14 protein-coding genes and 1 pseudogene are annotated in these 18,483 nt (G+C 45.5%); 11 read left to right on the top strand and 4 right to left on the bottom strand.

Annotated elements, in window-relative coordinates; translation table 11 throughout:
* Nucleotides 1-602: 602 nt before the first annotated feature.
* Nucleotides 603-1,358: a PAS domain-containing protein gene (locus BIW15_RS02680; protein WP_005500148.1), complete on the top strand. Its 756-nt coding sequence runs from the start codon at nt 603-605 to the stop codon at nt 1,356-1,358.
* 76 nt (nt 1,359-1,434) lie between these two features.
* Here BIW15_RS02680 and pdxH read toward each other — a convergent pair whose 3' ends face one another.
* Nucleotides 1,435-2,070 carry a pyridoxamine 5'-phosphate oxidase gene (pdxH, locus tag BIW15_RS02675; RefSeq protein WP_005464858.1) on the bottom strand — a complete coding sequence of 212 codons (636 nt, stop codon included), beginning with the start codon at nt 2,068-2,070 and terminating at the stop codon, nt 1,435-1,437.
* Nucleotides 2,071-2,530: 460 nt separating this feature from the next.
* On the opposite strand from pdxH, the gene BIW15_RS02670 reads away from it, so the two are divergent.
* The 7 genes from BIW15_RS02670 to BIW15_RS02640 all read left to right on the top strand — a co-directional run bounded on the left by BIW15_RS02670 (nt 2,531) and on the right by BIW15_RS02640 (nt 13,107).
* The gene (locus tag BIW15_RS02670) at nt 2,531-4,381 is read left to right on the top strand and encodes an ATP-binding protein (protein WP_077280514.1); all 1,851 of its coding nucleotides are present in this window, start codon (nt 2,531-2,533) and stop codon (nt 4,379-4,381) included.
* Nucleotides 4,374-5,600, top strand: coding sequence for a sigma-54 dependent transcriptional regulator (locus BIW15_RS02665; RefSeq protein ID WP_077280513.1), 1,227 nt, complete (start codon nt 4,374-4,376; stop codon nt 5,598-5,600). The genes BIW15_RS02670 and BIW15_RS02665 overlap by 8 nt, the downstream gene beginning before the upstream one ends.
* 169 nt (nt 5,601-5,769) lie before the next feature.
* On the top strand, nt 5,770-7,161 hold the full coding sequence (locus BIW15_RS02660) for an HlyD family type I secretion periplasmic adaptor subunit (protein WP_005464847.1): 1,392 nt from the start codon (nt 5,770-5,772) through the stop codon (nt 7,159-7,161).
* Nucleotides 7,162-7,275: 114 nt separating this feature from the next.
* Nucleotides 7,276-7,959 (top strand): transglutaminase-like cysteine peptidase, encoded by a 684-nt coding sequence (locus BIW15_RS02655; RefSeq protein WP_020841594.1) that lies wholly within the window; start codon nt 7,276-7,278, stop codon nt 7,957-7,959.
* Between the two features lie 5 nt (nt 7,960-7,964).
* Nucleotides 7,965-9,878, top strand: a complete 1,914-nt coding sequence (locus tag BIW15_RS02650; RefSeq protein ID WP_005500162.1) for an EAL domain-containing protein — start codon at nt 7,965-7,967, stop codon at nt 9,876-9,878.
* 15 nt (nt 9,879-9,893) lie between these two features.
* Nucleotides 9,894-12,008 (top strand): type I secretion system permease/ATPase, encoded by a 2,115-nt coding sequence (locus BIW15_RS02645; protein WP_005464845.1) that lies wholly within the window; start codon nt 9,894-9,896, stop codon nt 12,006-12,008.
* Nucleotides 12,009-12,513: 505 nt separating this feature from the next.
* A complete protein-coding gene (locus BIW15_RS02640; protein WP_005464867.1) occupies nt 12,514-13,107 on the top strand; it encodes a mechanosensitive ion channel family protein in 594 nt (197 codons plus the stop codon).
* Between the two features lie 777 nt (nt 13,108-13,884).
* On the opposite strand, the gene BIW15_RS02625 is transcribed toward BIW15_RS02640, so the two are convergent.
* On the bottom strand, nt 13,885-14,313 hold the full coding sequence (locus tag BIW15_RS02625) for a hypothetical protein (RefSeq protein WP_077280511.1): 429 nt from the start codon (nt 14,311-14,313) through the stop codon (nt 13,885-13,887).
* Nucleotides 14,314-14,371: 58 nt separating this feature from the next.
* Between BIW15_RS02625 and BIW15_RS25240 the strand changes: the two are divergent.
* Nucleotides 14,372-14,485: pseudogene (locus tag BIW15_RS25240) on the top strand (mechanosensitive ion channel family protein); the annotation flags it as partial.
* 300 nt (nt 14,486-14,785) lie between these two features.
* Here the strand turns inward: BIW15_RS25240 and BIW15_RS02610 are convergent.
* Nucleotides 14,786-15,124 carry a hypothetical protein gene (locus BIW15_RS02610; protein ID WP_025500824.1) on the bottom strand — a complete coding sequence of 113 codons (339 nt, stop codon included), beginning with the start codon at nt 15,122-15,124 and terminating at the stop codon, nt 14,786-14,788.
* 231 nt (nt 15,125-15,355) lie between these two features.
* On the opposite strand from BIW15_RS02610, the gene BIW15_RS02605 reads away from it, so the two are divergent.
* Nucleotides 15,356-15,940 (top strand): flavodoxin family protein, encoded by a 585-nt coding sequence (locus tag BIW15_RS02605; RefSeq protein WP_077280510.1) that lies wholly within the window; start codon nt 15,356-15,358, stop codon nt 15,938-15,940.
* Between the two features lie 63 nt (nt 15,941-16,003).
* On the opposite strand, the gene BIW15_RS02600 is transcribed toward BIW15_RS02605, so the two are convergent.
* Nucleotides 16,004-17,629 (bottom strand): ABC transporter substrate-binding protein, encoded by a 1,626-nt coding sequence (locus tag BIW15_RS02600; RefSeq protein WP_077280509.1) that lies wholly within the window; start codon nt 17,627-17,629, stop codon nt 16,004-16,006.
* A 141-nt stretch (nt 17,630-17,770) separates the two neighbouring features.
* On the opposite strand from BIW15_RS02600, the gene mpaA reads away from it, so the two are divergent.
* Nucleotides 17,771-18,481 (top strand): murein tripeptide amidase MpaA, encoded by a 711-nt coding sequence (gene mpaA, locus BIW15_RS02595; RefSeq protein WP_025545460.1) that lies wholly within the window; start codon nt 17,771-17,773, stop codon nt 18,479-18,481.
* Nucleotides 18,482-18,483: the final 2 nt, after the last annotated feature.

The raw sequence follows: 18,483 nt of genomic DNA, 5'->3' as shown, positions 1-18,483 counted from the left end.
GCAGATAGAAAAGGCAGGCATTGGCAACAGGCTAAGCTCCTAAAGATCTTCACTACAAAAGTCTCGTATTTTCTATGTATTGCTGCCGCGAATGGCTAAAAACGCATTAATCGATTGAATATAAACCACATAGAGGGATTTCCCCCCTTACTAATATGCCCCTGATTCAATACATTAGACCTCGAGCTCTAGGATGCATACGACCCTGAGCTCTCGGTATCTGATTGATACCTCTAACTTACTTAGCAGACCCTCGCTATGTAATTTAGAACCTCTTCTACACGTCGACAAGATTATATCTTGTGTTGCCAGCCCGTCTTCAGGCTGGCTTTTTTTTGTATCTCAAAAATGAAAACAATGGCATAAGCTGATATTATATCGGCCATCTCACCGTATCCTTACGTCAATCACCACGCTGAGTACTCTTGATCCATTTTTCTCCGCTCCCAGTGTCATCTGGTGCTATTTACCGAAAGCATGATCAAGGAATAACACCGCGTAGATGACGAAAGAATCCATGAAGTGAGCATACTGACCTGCATAAAGCAGGCAATGTATCCAAGTCATGTCTGAATGCTGGTGTAAACACAGCTGATGGAGAGATGGCTTGGGGCCAAATAGCAGTAGTGAGTCCTCTTGTGAATATTCCAGTCAATACCATAGAACAGTCGCTCCTCCGACAGCTACCGGGTTGTTGGGGGTGCAAAGATAAAGATTCGGTATTCCGTTATGTGAATCAGGAATACGCCGAATTATTGGGCCATGCCTCACCAGAAGAGTGCATTGGTAAAACTGACTTCGAGATGTCGAGCCCAACCACTGAATGCGCACAAGAATTTCAACGCCAAGATAAACATGTGATCGAAACGGGCGAATCGTTGAAGATCCTTGATATTCATCCTTACCCTGACGGGCGTTGGCGCGCACATATTTTCACGAAAACCCCTTGGCGAGATGAACAAGGCAACATCCTCGGCACCATTTTTTATGGCCGAGAGTTAACCGACACCGCCGTGATTGAAGTGGGCTACTGGGTGTGTCGAGCCATCGGTACAGACATAAACCATCAATCCATTTTCCGTTTTTCGAATCTGAATCCGAAACCAGAAAAGCTCACATGCCGCGAGCAAGAAACGCTATTTTTACTGCTTTACGGCAAAAAACCTCAGTTTATTTCTCAAGTGATGGGCATCTCCACAAAAACGGTAGAAGGGCACGTCGCACGTCTAAGAAACAAGTTTGAAGCGAATAGTAAGAACGAGCTGATCGATAAAGCAATGGAGGCAGGCTATGGCTCTGTTGTACCCAAAACGCTGCTTAAACATCAGCTTTCTGTTGTTCTGAATGGAGAGCGCTAACGCCACGCCGCTTTATCTTTATAAACACAAACACCGCCTAAATGGCGGTGTTTTGTTAGGCGTTAAATAAGATGCCCTATGGCGCGAGACGGTCTATATCCCATTCGCCATCGTGTTGAGAGAATAGAAAACGGTCATGCAGACGATGCTCACCGCCTTGCCAAAACTCAATGCTTTGCGGTTTAACTCTAAAGCCGCCCCAAAATGTTGGCATTGGAATTTCACCTTTGGCAAATTTCTGTTTGAGCTCCAGGAACTTACCTTCCAGTACTCCACGAGCAGAAATACGGCTACTTTGCTTACTCGCAATGGCCGCCAACTGGCTATCTTTAGGGCGAGAAGTAAAATACTTCATGTTTTCCATCGCAGTCAGCTTTTCAGCTACACCAGTAATGTGAACTTGGCGCTCTAGTGGATGCCAAGGGAAATGCAGGCTGATGTTGCTGTTATGTTCAAGATGCTGCGCTTTGCGACTACCTAAGTTGGTGTAAAACACGAAGCCATCTTTATCGACGTTTTTCAATAAAACGATTCGTTGAAATGGCATGCCGTTTTCATCCACGGTCGCCACTGTCATCGCAGTAGGATCAGTCAACCCCGCCTTAATCGCTTGCTCTAACCAAAGGTTGAATTGATCAATTGGATCAGCTTTCAAATCTTTACGACGTAGGCCACCTTTCGTGTACTCACGACGAATATCAGCAAGTTCCATCTTTACTCCTTCACTCGTTTTTGTCGATTGTGCTCCCGAAGCTACTGAAATACAAGGACAGCAAACATAGATGTTGAAAAACCGATGGTAACCTCTAGGTTCAGGCAAAAAGCGAGGCGCGGCAACACTTCTAACGAGACCAAAGACCAACTGCAGGGCAAGTTTTTCCACCCAAAGAATGAGAATGAAGCGACGAGAAGTAACGTGAAGTCATCCCAAAATAACTTCGCTTCGTTTGCTCTCTAACGGGACAAGATTGACTATTTAACCTCAAGTGAGCACAAACTGACCGCTATGTTACGCAACAAACCAATCGCTTACTTGGCAAACAACCGTTACGTATTTATTAGTACGGAATACTACTTCTAAAATGCAGTTCGATTCCTAGTTACCGTTACCGCTCACAGCATCGTTTAATACCTTTTGATAACATGGCATTAAAAACTCCGGTGAGCTAATTGTGAACTTACTCAATCCCAAAGCCCTGCGTCATTTTCTATTGCTGTTGTTTGCTATCGGCATTTTAGGGCTTGCTCTTACGCATCACTACGCAACTCGCTATCAACACGATCAATGGCAACAAAAGCTCAAAAGCCAAGCGGCTCAAGTCTCACAAGAAGTCGACTACGAACTGGCGAAGTTTGAACAAATTCCCAATTTGCTTAGCCATGATCCACGCTTGCTTGAAGCCGTTGAGAAAGGTGCACCGTCGACAGAACTGAACTTACTGTTGGCGCAATGGCTGAAGCAAAGTTTGGCCGATACCATTTATGTCCATGATAAAACAGGCTTGGTTATCGCTTCGAGTAACTATCAACAGGCGGATACGTTTGTCGGTTCGAGTTTTAGTTATCGCCCTTACTTTAAAAATGCCCGTCGTGGTGAGCCAGCCCAATACGTGGGGTTAGGAGTACGCTCTAACAAACGGGGTTACTTCTTTTCCTCTCCACTATGGTTGAACGGCGATGTCATCGGCGTCATCACGGTAAAAGTGAATTTGGAGCAATTGGAACAGCGCCTTGCACAAAGTGGCGCAGACGTTTTGGTGACCGACAAACACAACGTAGTGTTTATGAGCAACCTACCCGACTGGCGCTATCGCGCACTGTTTCCACTCTCACCAACGGCCATCAATGAACTGACTGAAACTCGCCAATACGGTGACACGTTGCCCGAATATTACGGCGAGCTTACCGCGCAAAGTGACGAAAGTGAGTTTGCGGATAACCAATTATTACTGTCACCAAACTACCTCGCGTACGCAACACATTTGTTGGATAAAGGCTTTCGCGTTGTAGCGTTAATCAATCACCACACCGTACTGACGGCAGTATTGCAGGCCGATGTAGTCTATTTGATTTTATACGCGCTGATTGCACTGATCGCATTGGCATGGTTTCAGATGTTGGTGAACAAGGCACGTCTTGCCAATCTCAATGTGAGCTTGGAAGAAAAAGTCATGCAACGCACGGTTGTACTAAGTGAAGCAAACCACAAATTGCAGCAAACGGTTCGTCAGTATGAACAAAGCCAGCAAGAGCTAAGACAAACTCAGCAAGAGCTGACTCAAGCCGCCAAACTTGCTTTGCTGGGAGAGTTGTCTGCCAGTATCAACCACGAGATAAACCAACCACTTGCCGCGCTGAGAACTTACACCGAAAACTCCCAGCGCTTGTTGTCGATGGAACGCTACCCGATGGTCGCAGACAACTTAAACAAGATGCTCTCGCTAAACGAGACTATTGCCGAGGTCATTGCTAGGCTAAAAGTCTTCACCCGTAAAACTTCTCATGAACCTCATAATGAAGTGTCGATACTCCACGATGCGGTGCACAATGCCACCAGCATATTGAGCAATAAGTTGATCAAGCAAGGCGTCACGCTCAAAGTACCGACGATCGACCACGAGGTGAGGCTCGCCATTCACAGCGTTGAACTAGAACAAGTGCTCATCAATCTGTTCCACAACGCTGCGCAAGCGATGGATGGCTATTGTATTGATCCACAAATTTCCATCGCGATTCAATGCCACGATTCGAGCTGCGATATTCTGGTGTCAGATAACGGCCCGGGGATGTCTGACGAGGCACTGGCGAAAATCTTTGACCCGTTTTTTACCACCAAACCAGAAGGGCTCGGACTGGGTTTGACCATTTCAAAACGTATTTTAGAAAGCTATCACGGAGCGCTCAGCGCCTATAACCACCAAGGGACGCTATCGGGTAAGTCAGGTGGCATGACCTTTGTGGTCACCGTTCCGATGGCAAACACCAGTACCACCAAACCAGTAACGGAAAACGACCATGCATAACGCAGTTATCTTTGTTGATGACGAACCACACATTCGTGATGCCGTTTCACAAGCACTACTTATCGAGGGCATTGAAGTCACTTGCTTTCCCAATGCCGTTGAAGCACTCAGAGTTATCGATGCCAATTCTCCAGCCATCATCATTACGGATATTCACATGCCGGTCATGGATGGCTTAGAGTTTATGCGTACGCTGCTGAGCAAAAATCACCACTTTCAATTCATCGTTCTAACTGGGCATGGCGACGTTAAAACGGCGGTCGAAGCGATGAAAAGCGGCGCGTACGACTTTCTGGAAAAACCATTTTCAACCGATCAACTGATGAAATCACTGAACAACGCCAGCGATAAGCTGAACTTGTTGCAAGAAAACATCTGGCTAAAGAAAGAGCTCGACATGCAAACCCATGTCGGCCCGAAAATGATTGGTCACAGTAAAGTCATGGTGAGTATTCGCCGAGCCTTAATCAGCGCACCGACGAACCAACCTCTGATTTTCGTGGGACAAGACGGCACTGGTCGCCGATTAGCTGCGCAATTTGCTCACGATATTCACGCCACACCAGACAGCGAGCTGATTGCCGCCTCAGGTGAAGACCTTTACGAACTGTCGCTAGATGCACTCGACAAAGCAATTGACCACCTGACGGAAGACTCAAATCATTGCAGTTTGTACCTGCACAGCGCAGAACATATCTCGCTCGCACAGTGGCAATGCCTGTTTAACCACCCGAAATTGGAGCGCGTATTTGGTGCGACGACCAAGGTTGATGCCGATGTTAAAGCGTTCGCAACGCTCATCCACTTACCAACGCTGGATGAACGCAAAGAAGATATTGGCCCACTTTACAAACACTTCGTACGTCATGCAGCAAGCCGTTATCAGCTGCAACCACCGCACATCAGTTTGGACGAAGTACACCGAATTACAGAGCTTTCTTGGCCAGAAAACGTTAAACAACTGCGCCAATTTGCGGAGCTGCGCGCTCTCAAACCTGAGACTTTTCGCATGGAAGATTGGGACAGTGAAAAGAGCATCGAAATTCAGAGCATGACTCAACGCACAGAACACTTTGAATATTGTCTGTTATTTGATGCATTGCAGCGACACAGAGGCAGACTTAAAGAGGTTCAACTAGAATTACAGGTGTCACGCAAGACCTTGTACGACAAACTAAAAAAACATCAGTTGGACAAATCGAAGTTTAAGGCTCAGTAGCAATACCTCAAAATCTCTTTAGCCTTTCAGCAAGAACGGGCTGAAGCCTGACGGTTAACCAGAGCGAATGTCCTCTGTTACTTATTTTTATTATCCGGAATGCTGACATGATCGGGTAATAATAATAAGATCAAAAAGATAATCCGTATTTATATAAGCAGAGAATGTGATGAGCCGAGACAACTACAACAAACTCAGCAATGATGAGCTGGATTTTGTCGATGACAAAACTGCCGCACTGCTTCTCAACACCCCAAATAGTGCCCGACTAATGTTGTGGGTTATGGTGTTGTTTTTTGTTGCAGCCATTGGCTGGGCGTCGTGGGCACAGATCGACCAAGTCACCGTGGGCCAAGGTAAAGTAATTCCCTCTTCTCAAATCCAAGTAGTTCAAAACTTGGAAGGTGGTCTCGTCAAAGAAATTCTGGTGAAGGAAGGCCAACTGGTGAAAAAAGGCCAGCAACTTCTGTTGATCGACGATACTCGTTTTCGCTCGGACTACCGCGAACGTGAACAACAAGTTGCCAACCTGACCGCCTCGGTATTACAACTTTCTGCTTCTATCAACAGCGTGGCCGTCAATCGCGATTTTAATATTCAAGATTGGGAAAAAAGCGTCGTTCTCGATTACGGCAAACTGACTTTCCCACCGGTATTGGAAGAGACGCAGCCACAATTAACTCAGCGTCAAAAAGCAGAATACCGCGAAGATTTGGATAACCTACGCAACCAACTGTCGGTGATCGATCAACAAGTTGAGCAAAAGCAGCAAGACTTGGTCGAGATTGAAGCGAGAGTACGCAACTTACGCCAAAGCTACCAATACGCGAAGAAAGAACTGGATATCACCCAACCGTTGGCGGATGAAGGCGTTGTTCCGCGTATTGAGCTACTAAAATTGCAGCGCCAAGTGAACGACACTCGCCGTGAAATGACATCTAGCGAACTGAAAATCCCAGTGATCAAATCCGCCATCAAAGAATCCATGCTCAATCGCATCGATGTGGCGTTGAAGTTCCGTTCCGAACAACAAGAGAAACTTAATAATGCTCAAGACCAACTGTCTGCATTAGTTGAATCGGCAGTTGGCTTGGAAGACCGCGTAAACCGCACGGTGGTTGTCTCTCCGGTGACAGGCAAAATCAAAACGCTGAACGTCAACACCGTTGGCGGCGTTATCCAACCGGGTATGGACATCGTTGAAATCGTACCAACCGAAGACACCTTGTTAGTTGAGGCGAAAATCGCCCCGAAAGACATCGCTTTTCTACGCCCGAACCTAAATGCCATCGTAAAATTCACCGCGTATGACTTTACAAAATACGGCGGCTTAGTGGGTGAACTGGAGCACATCAGTGCAGATACCACCCAAGACGAGGAAGGCAACAGTTTCTACATCGTGCGTGTGCGCACAGAAAAAACCAGCTTTGGTCAGGATGCCGATTTACCAATCATTCCAGGAATGACAGCATCGGTCGATATCATCACAGGGAAGCGAACCGTTTTGGAGTATCTGCTTAAGCCGATCTTAAGCGCCAAAACCAACGCCTTGAAGGAGTAACTGATACAAAGGCACTCACAATGTGCAGTTAAGCTCGATAAGTGGTTAAATAAAAAGCACTTATTTCTCACCAACGAGCCCATTGGAAGAGTACACTTGTGATGTGAGTCGAATATGCGATCCAATTTGAAGCGTAAAGTTACATTATTAATCAGTTTAAGTTGTTTTTCGTTCCAAATTGGTGCGTTAAGCACAAAAGAACAACGATGGGTCGATGCGGTCACAGCGGTGTATGGCGAACGCGCAGGATTGCGCGTAAATACATGGCGACAGAGCATCGACCTTTTTAAACAATTGGAGACTCATGAACAGCTCGTGGGCGTTAACGATTTTTTCAACCAACTCTATTTCGTTGACGACATAAAACTGTGGGGAAAGACAGACTATTGGGCTACGCCACTCGAATTTTTAGGGAGCAACGGCGGCGATTGTGAGGATTTCACCATCGCTAAGTACTTCTCGTTACTCGAGCTAGGAATACCAGATTCAAAGATGCGTTTGATCTACGTAAAAGCCATCGAACTGAATCAGTTTCACATGGTATTAGCCTACTACCCGACCCCAAGTTCTGAGCCGCTCATCCTCGACAATATCAATCCAGAAATTGTCCGAGCCTCTAAACGTAGCGATTTGCTACCGATATACAGTTTTAATGGTACAAACCTGTGGTTGATGAAGTCCTCTGCTGGCACTGGAGAGCTAGCGGGGAAAGCATCACGTTTGAGCCTTTGGAATGACTTACGCTCGCGCGAACGTAAGTTGCAGTTAAATAAACCTAAAATTAACTATGACGAGTGAGAAACATGACCCTATATAAGAAGCTTGTAGTGGGAATGGTTACGGTCTTTATACTCTTGATGGCATCAGTATTCGTAATCGAATTCAATACTACTCGAACGAGCTTGGAACAACAGCAACGTTCAGAGGTCAACAACACCATCAACACCGTGGGTTTGGCATTAGCACCTTACCTAAAAGATAAAGACAAGGTTGCCGTTGAATCGGTAATCAATGCATTATTTGACGGCAGTACCTACTCAGTGGTGCGTCTCACCGCGTTAGATTCTGATTACCAGATCGTACGCTCTTACCCAGTAAAACCAAGCACCGTTCCGCAATGGTTTATCGACATGAATCTGTTCAAAGCGATTCACGATAAACGCGTGGTCACCAGTGGTTGGATGCAACTGGCCGAAGTCGAAATCATCAGCCACCCAGGCGCGGCGTATGAACAGCTATGGCAAGGTTTTATCCGTTTGCTATCTGCGTTTAGCGTCATCTTCCTAGCGGGATTGATTGCGATTTCTTACATTCTGCGTCGTTCTCTAAAACCACTGGCTGCTATCGTGAAGAAAATGCACGACATCGCAAACAACCAGTTTGGTGAGCCACTCACTCGCCCTAAAACCAAAGACCTGATCGCGGTCGTGGATGGCATCAACATGATGTCGGCACAGATTGAGTTGTCATTTAAAGAACAGGCCAAAGAAGCACAACGTCTACGTGCTCAAGCATACCTAGATCCTATCTCCAAACTAGGTAACCGCTCGTTCTACATCAACCAAGTTGACCAATGGTTGGCAGAACAAACGCAAGGGGGTATCGCGCTACTCCATGCAGAATATATTGGCGACATTTACGAGACAAAAGACTACCAACGCGCTGATGCCCACGTGAAAGAGTTGTCTCAACGTCTGAAAAACACCATTGATGTTCCGGGAGCCACCATTGCTCGTCTTTCTAGTGATGAATTCGGTCTGCTTTTCCCGCACATGGATGAGAGCGAACTGCGCATTCTCGCTGACAGCATCGTCAACTGTGTCAATGGCCTAAACACTGATCCAACTGGCTTAGCAAAACCAAAAGCCTCGCTTGGTGTGGCACACAGCAAAGATCAGAAAACGCGTTCTGAAGTCCTTTCTATGGTGGATAACGCACTATCGAAAGCCAAAGCACAGCCAGACAAACCATACGGCTTCATTGGTAGCGATACGCCATCTAACTTGATGGGTAAACAGCAATGGAAAGCGTTGGTTGAAGAAGCAATCCACAGCGATTGGGTGAAATTCCGCTTCCAAGCTGCGAAGAATACTTGGGGCAAAGTGTTCCATAACGAAGTGTTCTCAAGCATCGAAAAAGATGGCGAGACTTACCGTGCTAACCAATACTTATTTGCATTGGAACAGTTAGATGCGACCAACATCTTCGACCAATACGTGATTGAGTCGATGATTAAGATGCTAGAAAGCGGCGAGCTTAACGATCCAGTCGCGATTAACATCGCGCAAAGCAGCTTGTCTCAGCCATCGTTCATTCGCTGGACAACCAACATGTTGGAGAAACACTCAAAAGTGGCGTCTAAACTTCACTTTGAGATTCCTGAAGAATGCTTCATTGATCATCCGCACCATACCGCGCTGCTTTGTAACGCAATTCGTCAGTCTGGTGCTGAGTTTGGTGTCGACAACTATGGTCGTAACTTCCAGTCGCTGGAATACATCCAAGAGTTCCGTCCGAACTACGTGAAGCTGGATTACTTGTTCACACACAACTTACACGACGAAAAACAGAAGTTCACACTCACGTCGATCTCTCGTACCGCTCACAACTTGGGCATTACTACGATTGCATCGCGTATTGAAACTCAGATCCAATTGGATTTCCTCACCGAGCACTTCGTAGAGGTATTCCAAGGATTCATCGTCGACAAGGAATAATAAGGTTCACCAACGATGAAAGACCCTTTACTGAATTCGCTCATCTACGTTAGCCGTTACTATGGGTTAGCCAACTCGCCGGAAGCTCTTGTGAATGGGCTTCCGCTGTCAGATGGTAAATTGACCCCGTTCCTGCTACCAAGAGCGGCGGAAAGGGCCGGATTGGTTGCCAAGGAAAACCGTGCAGAGCTGGAGAAAATCTCCAGCCTGATTCTGCCGGCAATCTTAGTTCTTAAAGGTGGTGACTCTTGCGTTCTCAATAGCATCAATATGGAGACACGCGAAGCAGAAGTCACAACCTTAGAAAGTGGAATGGTGCCAATCTCCATTCCATTAGAAGACCTACTTGAGCAGTACACTGGTCGCTACTTTTTAGTTAAAAAGCAATTCCGTTTCGATGAGCGCTCTCCCGAAGTGCTCAAAACCAAAGAAGGTCACTGGTTCTGGTCAACCTTGTGGCAATCTAAACGCATCTACCGCGATGTGCTTATCGCTTCTCTTTTGATCAACATCTTCGCCATTGCCGCACCAATGTTCACTCGTTTGGTGTACGACAAAGTGGTGCCAAACCTCGCGTTTGAAACCTTATGGGTGTTGGCAAGCGGTATCTTCGTCGTGTTCATTTTCGACTTTTCTCTCAAGTCACTTCGTAACTACTTCATCGATGTGGCGGGTAAAAAGTCGGATATTCTGATCTCCTCTAAACTGTTTAGCAAAGTAATGGGGATTCGAATGGAATCCAAACCGCCGTCAGTGGGTGCATTTGCACGTCACTTGCAGGAGTTTGAATCCATCCGCGAATTCTTCACTTCCGCTACCGTCAGCGCGTTGATCGACCTACCATTTGCGATTCTGTTTTTAATCATCATTTGGTTGATGGCGGGCAATTTGGTATTTGTGCCGATGGTAGGTGTTCTCATTCTGATCATCCACTCACTGCTCATCCAAGGCCCTCTACGCCGTTCTATCGAGGAAGGCTCACGTCTGGCTTCTCAAAAATACGCCAACCTGATTGAGAGCTTGGCAGGCTTAGAAACGGTGAAAATGTTGAGTGCTCAAAGCCAGTTCCAATACCGCTGGGAAGAAGCGGTAGCGCACATGGCAAACTGGAACATCAAGAGCCGTCGCATTACCGACAGCATCCAAAACGCAGCGGGTTTCGTGCAGCAAAGTAGTAACGTCGGAATGATCATCTTAGGCGTTTACTTGATTGCAGAAGGTGACTTAACCATGGGTGGCTTAATCGCCGCAACCATGTTGAGTGGTCGCGCCATAGGGCCTTTGGTTCAGCTATCGCTACTTTCAACGCGTTATAACCAAGCCAAATCGTCGATGACCATCATCAACCAAGTGATGGAAATGCCGGACGAGCAAGAAGAAGGCAAACGCTACATTCACCGCCCTATTGTACAAGGTAAGATTGAGCTAGAACGCGTTACCTTCCACTACCCAGACTCACCAGTCGCGTCAATTCGAGATTTGAGTTTGACGATCAATCCTGGCGAGAAAGTGGCGATTATCGGCCGTATCGGCTCGGGTAAAACCACGTTAGAGCGTCTCATCATGGGCTTATACCAACCGACAGAAGGTCATGTTCGCATTGATGACACCGACATCGCGCAGCTTCATCATGTCGATATTCGCCGCAATATCGGGTGTGTGGCGCAAGATTCCAATCTGTTCTTTGGCTCCATCCGCGACAACATCACGTTAGGCCGTCCATTAACCGATGACCGTGACGTGATGGATGCAGCCAATCGTGCGGGTGTGACCGCCTTTACGCAATCGGATCCAGCAGGTTTGGAGCGTCAGGTTGGTGAAGGGGGCGCAATGCTTTCTGGCGGTCAACGTCAGGCGGTGACGATTGCTCGCGCGTTCCTTGGACGTCCTCCGGTACTCTTGATGGATGAGCCAACCAGTGCAATGGACAACCGCTCAGAAATGCACATCAAGCATCAATTGGCGCAGTTAAAACCGAGCGAAACGCTGATTTTGATTACACACAAAACGTCGATGCTCGACATCGTAGATCGCGTGATTGTGATGGAGAAAGGCAGCGTAATTGCAGACGGTCCAAAATCTCAAGTGCTGAACGACTTGAAGCAAGGTAAGGTTAGAGCAGTTAGCTAATCTCTGAAATCAAGAAAGCCATTATTGAAATACAAAGCCCCGTTGAATCGAAAGTTTCACGGGGCTTATTTGATCGGCAAACCAAGATAGTTCAGCTCTTCAAGCACAACCCAAATAAGCACGAACCCCACGATCACCACCAGCATCATGATCGCCTTTTCATCTTCTTCCATACGCCCGCGCCTCTCCTACCGACTTCTTTCAACCACTACTAGGTTAGCAGGACGAAGGTCATATTCATCAAATTTATGACGCGCTTCACTTGGCGTAATTTCGGATATGGGATGAAGCTCAAACATTGAGCACATGAAAGAGACGTCGACTCTGGTTGAATATTAGGCATGGTAACGAAATACTACCCATCGCAGTCTTTCATTATGCTATTTCAGTAACATGTAAGGCGTTTTAATGCCGATACAGGGTAAACAGAGTAGAAAAATTGTGATTACTTACAGCAGAAAATCAGCTATAAAAGCCGCTTTCTAAATATCGTCGAGTTGAAGAAATGAATGATTGGATCCAATTAGAACAAGTGAGCCAGTATTTCACTACAGGCTCCCTCGGTTACAAAGTGTTGATGGGCGTCTTTGTCCTGATCGCTTATCGTATCCTGAAGAGAATCGTCAATCGAGCCATCTTAAACTTAGCAACCTCAAAGGGCGTAAAAAAGGCCCGACTGAGTTTTATTCAGCGCTGTTTCAATGTCGCGCTGCTGTTTTTGACCGCCTCTGTTTTTGCCATTATCACCGGTATTGGCTATGGCGATGTGTCATTGTTCCTGTCGTCCATTTTCGCCGTATTGGGTGTGGCGTTTATCGCGCAGTGGTCAATTCTGAGCAATATCACCGCCAGCTTTTTGATCTTTTTTGTCTTCCCATACCGAGTGGGCGATCGTATTAAAGTCGTAGACAAAGACGAAGACATCAGTGGCGAGATTCAAGAAATCAGCATGTTTCACGTGTTAATTAAGCACGACAACGGAAACTTGATTACTTACCCAAACAACCAGATTTTGCAAAAAGCGGTACTAAAGCTGGCAAAAAATAAGCCAGAGCCAAGTAAAACAAAATCTCGGATTTATACTCGAAGAAAGAAATAATCCACTCAAAAGCCGATGTATCTACACCGGCTTTTTGTTATCACTTGGTGGTCACAAATAGCCCAAAGTTAATAGCGAAAAACAGTGAAGAGACAAAACGTATAAACTGAAGGTCATCACTGTATTCTTTCATGATAAAAACATGACACATCGCCGAAACCAAAAGCGCTACTTTAACCAAAGGAAACGTCTTCTTTACAAACCTTAAATACATGCAGAAAATAGAGATGGCGCAAGCAAAGAAAAAAATCGTCATAAGTTATTTATCCTTTAGCGATAAGTGATGTCGAATCTAAGACACCTTCATAATCACGGGTATACATCAGCTATTTTTATTCCGCTTTCACCCTCTGATAAAGGGTCAAAAATATTGGCATGTTAATTACGAAAAAGTAACCGACGACAGCTCCCCTCGCTGCAGGGAACGTTAACCAAACACCGAAACACAGCACCACAGAGACCACGAAAGCCATTATGATTATTACTTTAATTTTGACCAGAATCGAATTAGGGAACAAAGGTAATAAGTAAACTAGTGCAAAAGGAATGAAAGCATAAAGATTGGTATTACCGTCGCTAATTGAAAGCTCGGTGTGCAGCATAACTACCAACATCAATAGTAGAAACAGTGATGCGCCCCTCGATAAAACGATCATCTACTCATCCTTTTTAAGATATTCCTTTAACGCTTTAATACTCGACACGCCAGCGCTACATCGTTGAACTCTATCCTTTATGCTACGAGAGCTAGCACCAATACTTCTGTAATACGTTCATTTATATACTTGTTAATAGAGGGATATACTTACAAAATCCTGCTTCGGTTATATACTGATCTTGATAGATCATTTCTTTTCCTAAATATATCTGTTGTAACTCAATATTTTTTCCCTGATCATAACTAGCATCATAGGCACCGGAAGCAGTTAGTGTTGTTGTACTTAAAAGTTGTGTTTGTAACCATCTGCACATCTGCGGTGACAGGCTATCTGCATAATATTGTAGATTGCTTTTTTTATCTTTAATTATCGCAACTTTTGTCCCATTTCCCCATCCCCTAGAATCAGCACAAAGCACCTCATCCAAGCTCAAGTTTACAGTCTTAAATGTACTAGTATCAGGTGTTGTACAAAATAGCCAAACTAAAAATAGGGAGAAAAACGTAAAGAGACTACCTATTTTCAAAAGTCTTACTATTCTATTCATTATATTCTCCTATTGTTTTTATTGTACCAACGCCATCAGTCAAATTAGAGATTGAATGCTGATCACTTACCCAAACAACCAGATTTTGCAAAAAGCAGTGCTAAAGCTGGCAAAAAACAAGCCAGAGCCAAGTAAAGCAAAATCTCGGATTTATACTCGCAGAAAGAAATAACCCACTAAAAAGCCGATGTATCTACATCGGCTTTTTAGTATCACTTGGTGGTCACAAATAACCCAAAGTTAATGGCGAAAAACAGTGAAGAGACAAAACGTATAAGCTGAAGGTCACCACTGTATTCTTTCATGATAAAAGCATGACACATCGCCGAAACCAAAAGCGCCACTTCAACCAAAGGAAGCTTCTTATTTACGAACCTTAAATAAATACAAAAAATAGAGATGGTGCAAGCAAAGAAAAAATCGTCACTAGTTCCATCTTCCTTAAAATACAAGGACATGGTTTTAGTTAAGCTTATATTTTTAGCTTCATTATGAGCCACCCACTAATATTTAGCGAGATAAGGGCATAAAAGAGGTAAAAAACAAGACTGACCGAAACAAAAAGTAGTGCATGCACTTTTTCTTCTAAGCTCTCTGGATGAACATTCATATCCACATCAAACACACCCGCTATAAAGTGTGCAAATACCGTGGAAGAGGCTGTAGAAAGGCCTCCTACCATAATGATAATAATCCCTCGCCTTAAGAAACGATGAAATGTACTTTTCCCGCCTTGGATCAGGTCTGAGTTTACATATTTTAATCTATTTTTCCGCCTATTACTCATCACTAGTATCGGTACCTTTATCATTGTTTCCAAGAGAGTTTTCTACATCTTTAAGATCTTCCTTTAACGCTTTTATACACGATATTCATCGTCGTTGCATTCACTGTAGTTATGCCGTCGACTTACCCTATAAGAAAGCTCTTTAGATACCAATTCGTACTTTATCTATCTCAAATCTCTTCTTGACCTCAACTTAGCTTGAGGTTTTAGCCTTAGTCGCACGATTAAAAATCAACAATGAAAAAAGGAACCATTGTGTCCAAAATTGCGATTATTTATTTCTCTAAAACCGACGTTACTGGTCAGCTTGCTCGCTCGATTGCCGCCGGCGTTGAACAACAAAGCATTCAGCAGCAAGGTGGATTTGAAATTCTCTCTCACCGTATTGAAGGCAGTGAGATTATTGAGGGACGTTTTGTGAACCCTAATCTAATGGATGAACTTGCTGAGTGTGATGCGATTATCTTTGGCTCACCGACCTACATGGGTGGCGTGGCTGCACAGTTTAAAGCATTTGCCGATGCGAGCAGTGAATCTTGGTACCACCAGAAGTGGGCAAACAAAGTGGCAGCAGGTTTTACTAGCGGAGGAGCGTTGAATGGCGATCAATCTTGCACACTGCAATACCTTCAAACCTTCGCTTACCAGCACGGCATGATGTGGGTCGGGTTGGATAAGATCAGCAATTCTGGGGAGCAAAATCTGAATCGCTACGGCGTGCAAGGTGGCATTGTTGCTCAAGGTGGTGCAGATGGTCAGTTGCATGCCTCTGATGTTGCAACGGCGGAGTATCTTGGCAAACGAGTCGCAATGCTAGTGGACAAGTTCTCCGCTCGCTAACAACAAAAAGAAACCCCGTAAGACACATCTTCGGGGCTTCGTATTTATCGCTTGTTTTGAGCACTACTTTTTAATGTAAAGGTCTTTCGAGTAGATACGACCCTCTACGTTGTTTTTGGCAAAACCACCAACTGTAGGGCGAACCAAACGCGCTTGCATGTAGTAATAGATTGGCGCAATGGGCATATCTGCCGCCAGCAACTGTTCTGCTTGGTCATAAAATCGTTGGCGCGCTTTCTCATCGGTTGCAGCCAATGCACTGTTCATCACGTTGTCGTACGCTTGGCTACTGTAACGTGCAAAGTTACCCGAAGAACCTGAACGCAATAAACTCAAGAAAGTGGACGCTTCGTTGTAATCACCACACCAAGACGCACGCATAACATCGAAATTGCCTTGTTTACGCGCCACTAAGTACGACTTCCACTCTTGGTTTTCTAACTCAACGTTTGCACCGAGATTCTTGTGTAGCATCGAGGCTATTGCAACGGCGATAGATTTATTTGCCTCACTGGTGTTGTACAGCAATTTGAAATCCAAAGGTTTGCCATCACCGTATCCCGCTTCTTTCAGTAGTTCACGTGCTTTCACATCACGTTGTTGTTGACTCCAGTTACTGTATTCTGGCGGCGTTGCATCAAACCCTGCGGTGTACTGATGCGCAAAAGTATAAGCAGGAAGGTTGCCGACTTGAGTGACACCATTCGTGATCACATCGCGCATGATGGAGTACGATACCGCTTGACGCACTCGCGCATCATCAAATGGTGAACGAGTGGTATTGAACGCGTAGTAATACGTGCACAGCAATGGCACCACCGTGTAAGCCTGCTTGTAATCTTGTTTAAGCTTCTGCGCCATATGAGTCGGCACATCTGACGTGATATCCACCTCACCTACCGCATAGCGATTGATCGACGCGTTTTGGTTTTCAAACGGAATGTAAGTCACTTTGTTTAAATGCGTATCTGCGCTGTCCCAGTAATTTGGGTTCTTGACCAGTTCAATGCGCTCATTCACGACCCACTTATCCAACGTGAATGCACCGTTGCTAACAAATTGGTCTGGATCGCTCCACGGCTTGTCGCGGTTTTCCACTGTCGCTTGATGCACTGGCATCATGGACGTGTGCCCGGTCATGGCAACAAAGTACGGAACTTGACTGTCCAACTCAAAACGTAAGGTGTATTTATCCACCGCCACGATACCGAGATCGTCCAAAGGCTTTTTGCCCTCTGCCACATCGGCGATGTTTTTGATCTTGGTGAGTTTGAGATACCAAACATTTGGAGAAGCGGTCTTCGGGTCCACCGCTCGGCGCAGTGAATAGACAAAATCATCCGCCGTCACAGGCTCGCCATTCGACCATTTCGCATCTTTTCGTAGGTGAAAAACAAAGGTTAGGTTGTCCTTGGTTTCCCACGACTCCGCCACACCGGGAATGATGTTTCCGTCACGATCTTGAATCACCAGCCCTTCAAATAAATCACGAATCACGTGCATTTCTGGCAGACCTTCGGCTTTTGCCGGATCAAGCGTTGCCGCCTCTGCGTCATTCGCACGTACCAAATGTTGCTCTGCGGCGAGTTGAACGCCGTTAGGTAAGGTATCCGCAACGACAGATGCAGAAAGAAAAGGGGTGAATAAAGAGGAAATCAGCAACGCCGTTGAATGTTTTTTTAAATCCATATCGTTTTTCGTTCTCCTAACGCGTCTTGTGAAGCAAGCGCCACAATTAACATTTCAACCGTTGACGAGTTTAAACGGTTCGGTTTAGCTAGGTTTAATTAGCTTAGATATTGATATTACTTCATCAATCAGGAGATTACGGTGAGTCTAATTCCAAGAACGGAAAGAGCGACATTTTTAATTCGGCCAACAACATACGGTCATTCCGTGCTTGGTGCGCCACTACTGTATTTTCCGGCGCAAGTCGAAAGTGCTTCGCGAGGTTTGATTTTGGCAGGCACTCACGGGGATGAGACAGCCTCGATTGCAGGTTTGTCCTGTGCGCTAAGAAGCTTGCCAGCTGAAAACTTACGACATGATGTGATTCTGTCACTGAATCCGGACGGCAACCAGCTAGGCACACGCGCAAATGCAAACCAAGTGGATCTCAATCGCGCGTTTCCAACCCCAAATTGGACTGAGCATGGCACCGTGTATCGATGGAGCTCTCACACACCCGTTCGAGACGTAAAGGTGAAAACAGGCTCTAAAAACCAGCTAGAGCCAGAAGTTGGCGCATTAATTAACTTGATTGAACTGCGCAGGCCAAAGTTTGTGGTGTCATTTCATGAACCGCTTGCGTTTGTGGATGATCCCAAACATTCCAACCTTGCCAAATGGCTCGGCGAGCAGTTTCAACTGCCAATCGTTGACGATGTCGACTACGAAACACCCGGCTCATTCGGCACTTGGTGTAGTGAACGTGATTTACCTTGCATCACATTGGAATTGCCCGCGATTTCTGCCGATCTCACCATTGAAAAGCATCTGTCCGCTTTTATTGCTTTACTGATGCACGATCCGGATCTTTAGTC

Origin of the sequence: Vibrio sp. SALL6, assembly GCF_002002385.1 — a bacterium.
GTDB classification, from domain to species: domain Bacteria; phylum Pseudomonadota; class Gammaproteobacteria; order Enterobacterales; family Vibrionaceae; genus Vibrio; species Vibrio parahaemolyticus.
The sequence above is the reverse complement of the archived record's forward strand: the minus strand, read 5'-3'. Positions and strand labels throughout refer to the sequence as shown.

Bases quoted from the DNA above. Each gene is read 5' to 3' on its own strand.
- BIW15_RS02680 (WP_005500148.1), top strand. From the start codon at position 603: ATGGCTTGGGGCCAAATAGCAGTAGTGAGTCCTCTTGTGAATATTCCA.
- pdxH (WP_005464858.1), bottom strand. From the start codon at position 2,070: ATGGAACTTGCTGATATTCGTCGTGAGTACACGAAAGGTGGCCTACGT.
- BIW15_RS02665 (WP_077280513.1), top strand. From the start codon at position 4,374: ATGCATAACGCAGTTATCTTTGTTGATGACGAACCACACATTCGTGAT.
- BIW15_RS02660 (WP_005464847.1), top strand. From the start codon at position 5,770: ATGAGCCGAGACAACTACAACAAACTCAGCAATGATGAGCTGGATTTT.
- BIW15_RS02655 (WP_020841594.1), top strand. From the start codon at position 7,276: ATGCGATCCAATTTGAAGCGTAAAGTTACATTATTAATCAGTTTAAGT.
- BIW15_RS02650 (WP_005500162.1), top strand. From the start codon at position 7,965: ATGACCCTATATAAGAAGCTTGTAGTGGGAATGGTTACGGTCTTTATA.
- BIW15_RS02645 (WP_005464845.1), top strand. From the start codon at position 9,894: ATGAAAGACCCTTTACTGAATTCGCTCATCTACGTTAGCCGTTACTAT.
- BIW15_RS02640 (WP_005464867.1), top strand. From the start codon at position 12,514: ATGAATGATTGGATCCAATTAGAACAAGTGAGCCAGTATTTCACTACA.
- BIW15_RS02625 (WP_077280511.1), bottom strand. From the start codon at position 14,313: ATGAATAGAATAGTAAGACTTTTGAAAATAGGTAGTCTCTTTACGTTT.
- BIW15_RS02610 (WP_025500824.1), bottom strand. From the start codon at position 15,124: ATGATAAAGGTACCGATACTAGTGATGAGTAATAGGCGGAAAAATAGA.
- BIW15_RS02600 (WP_077280509.1), bottom strand. From the start codon at position 17,629: ATGGATTTAAAAAAACATTCAACGGCGTTGCTGATTTCCTCTTTATTC.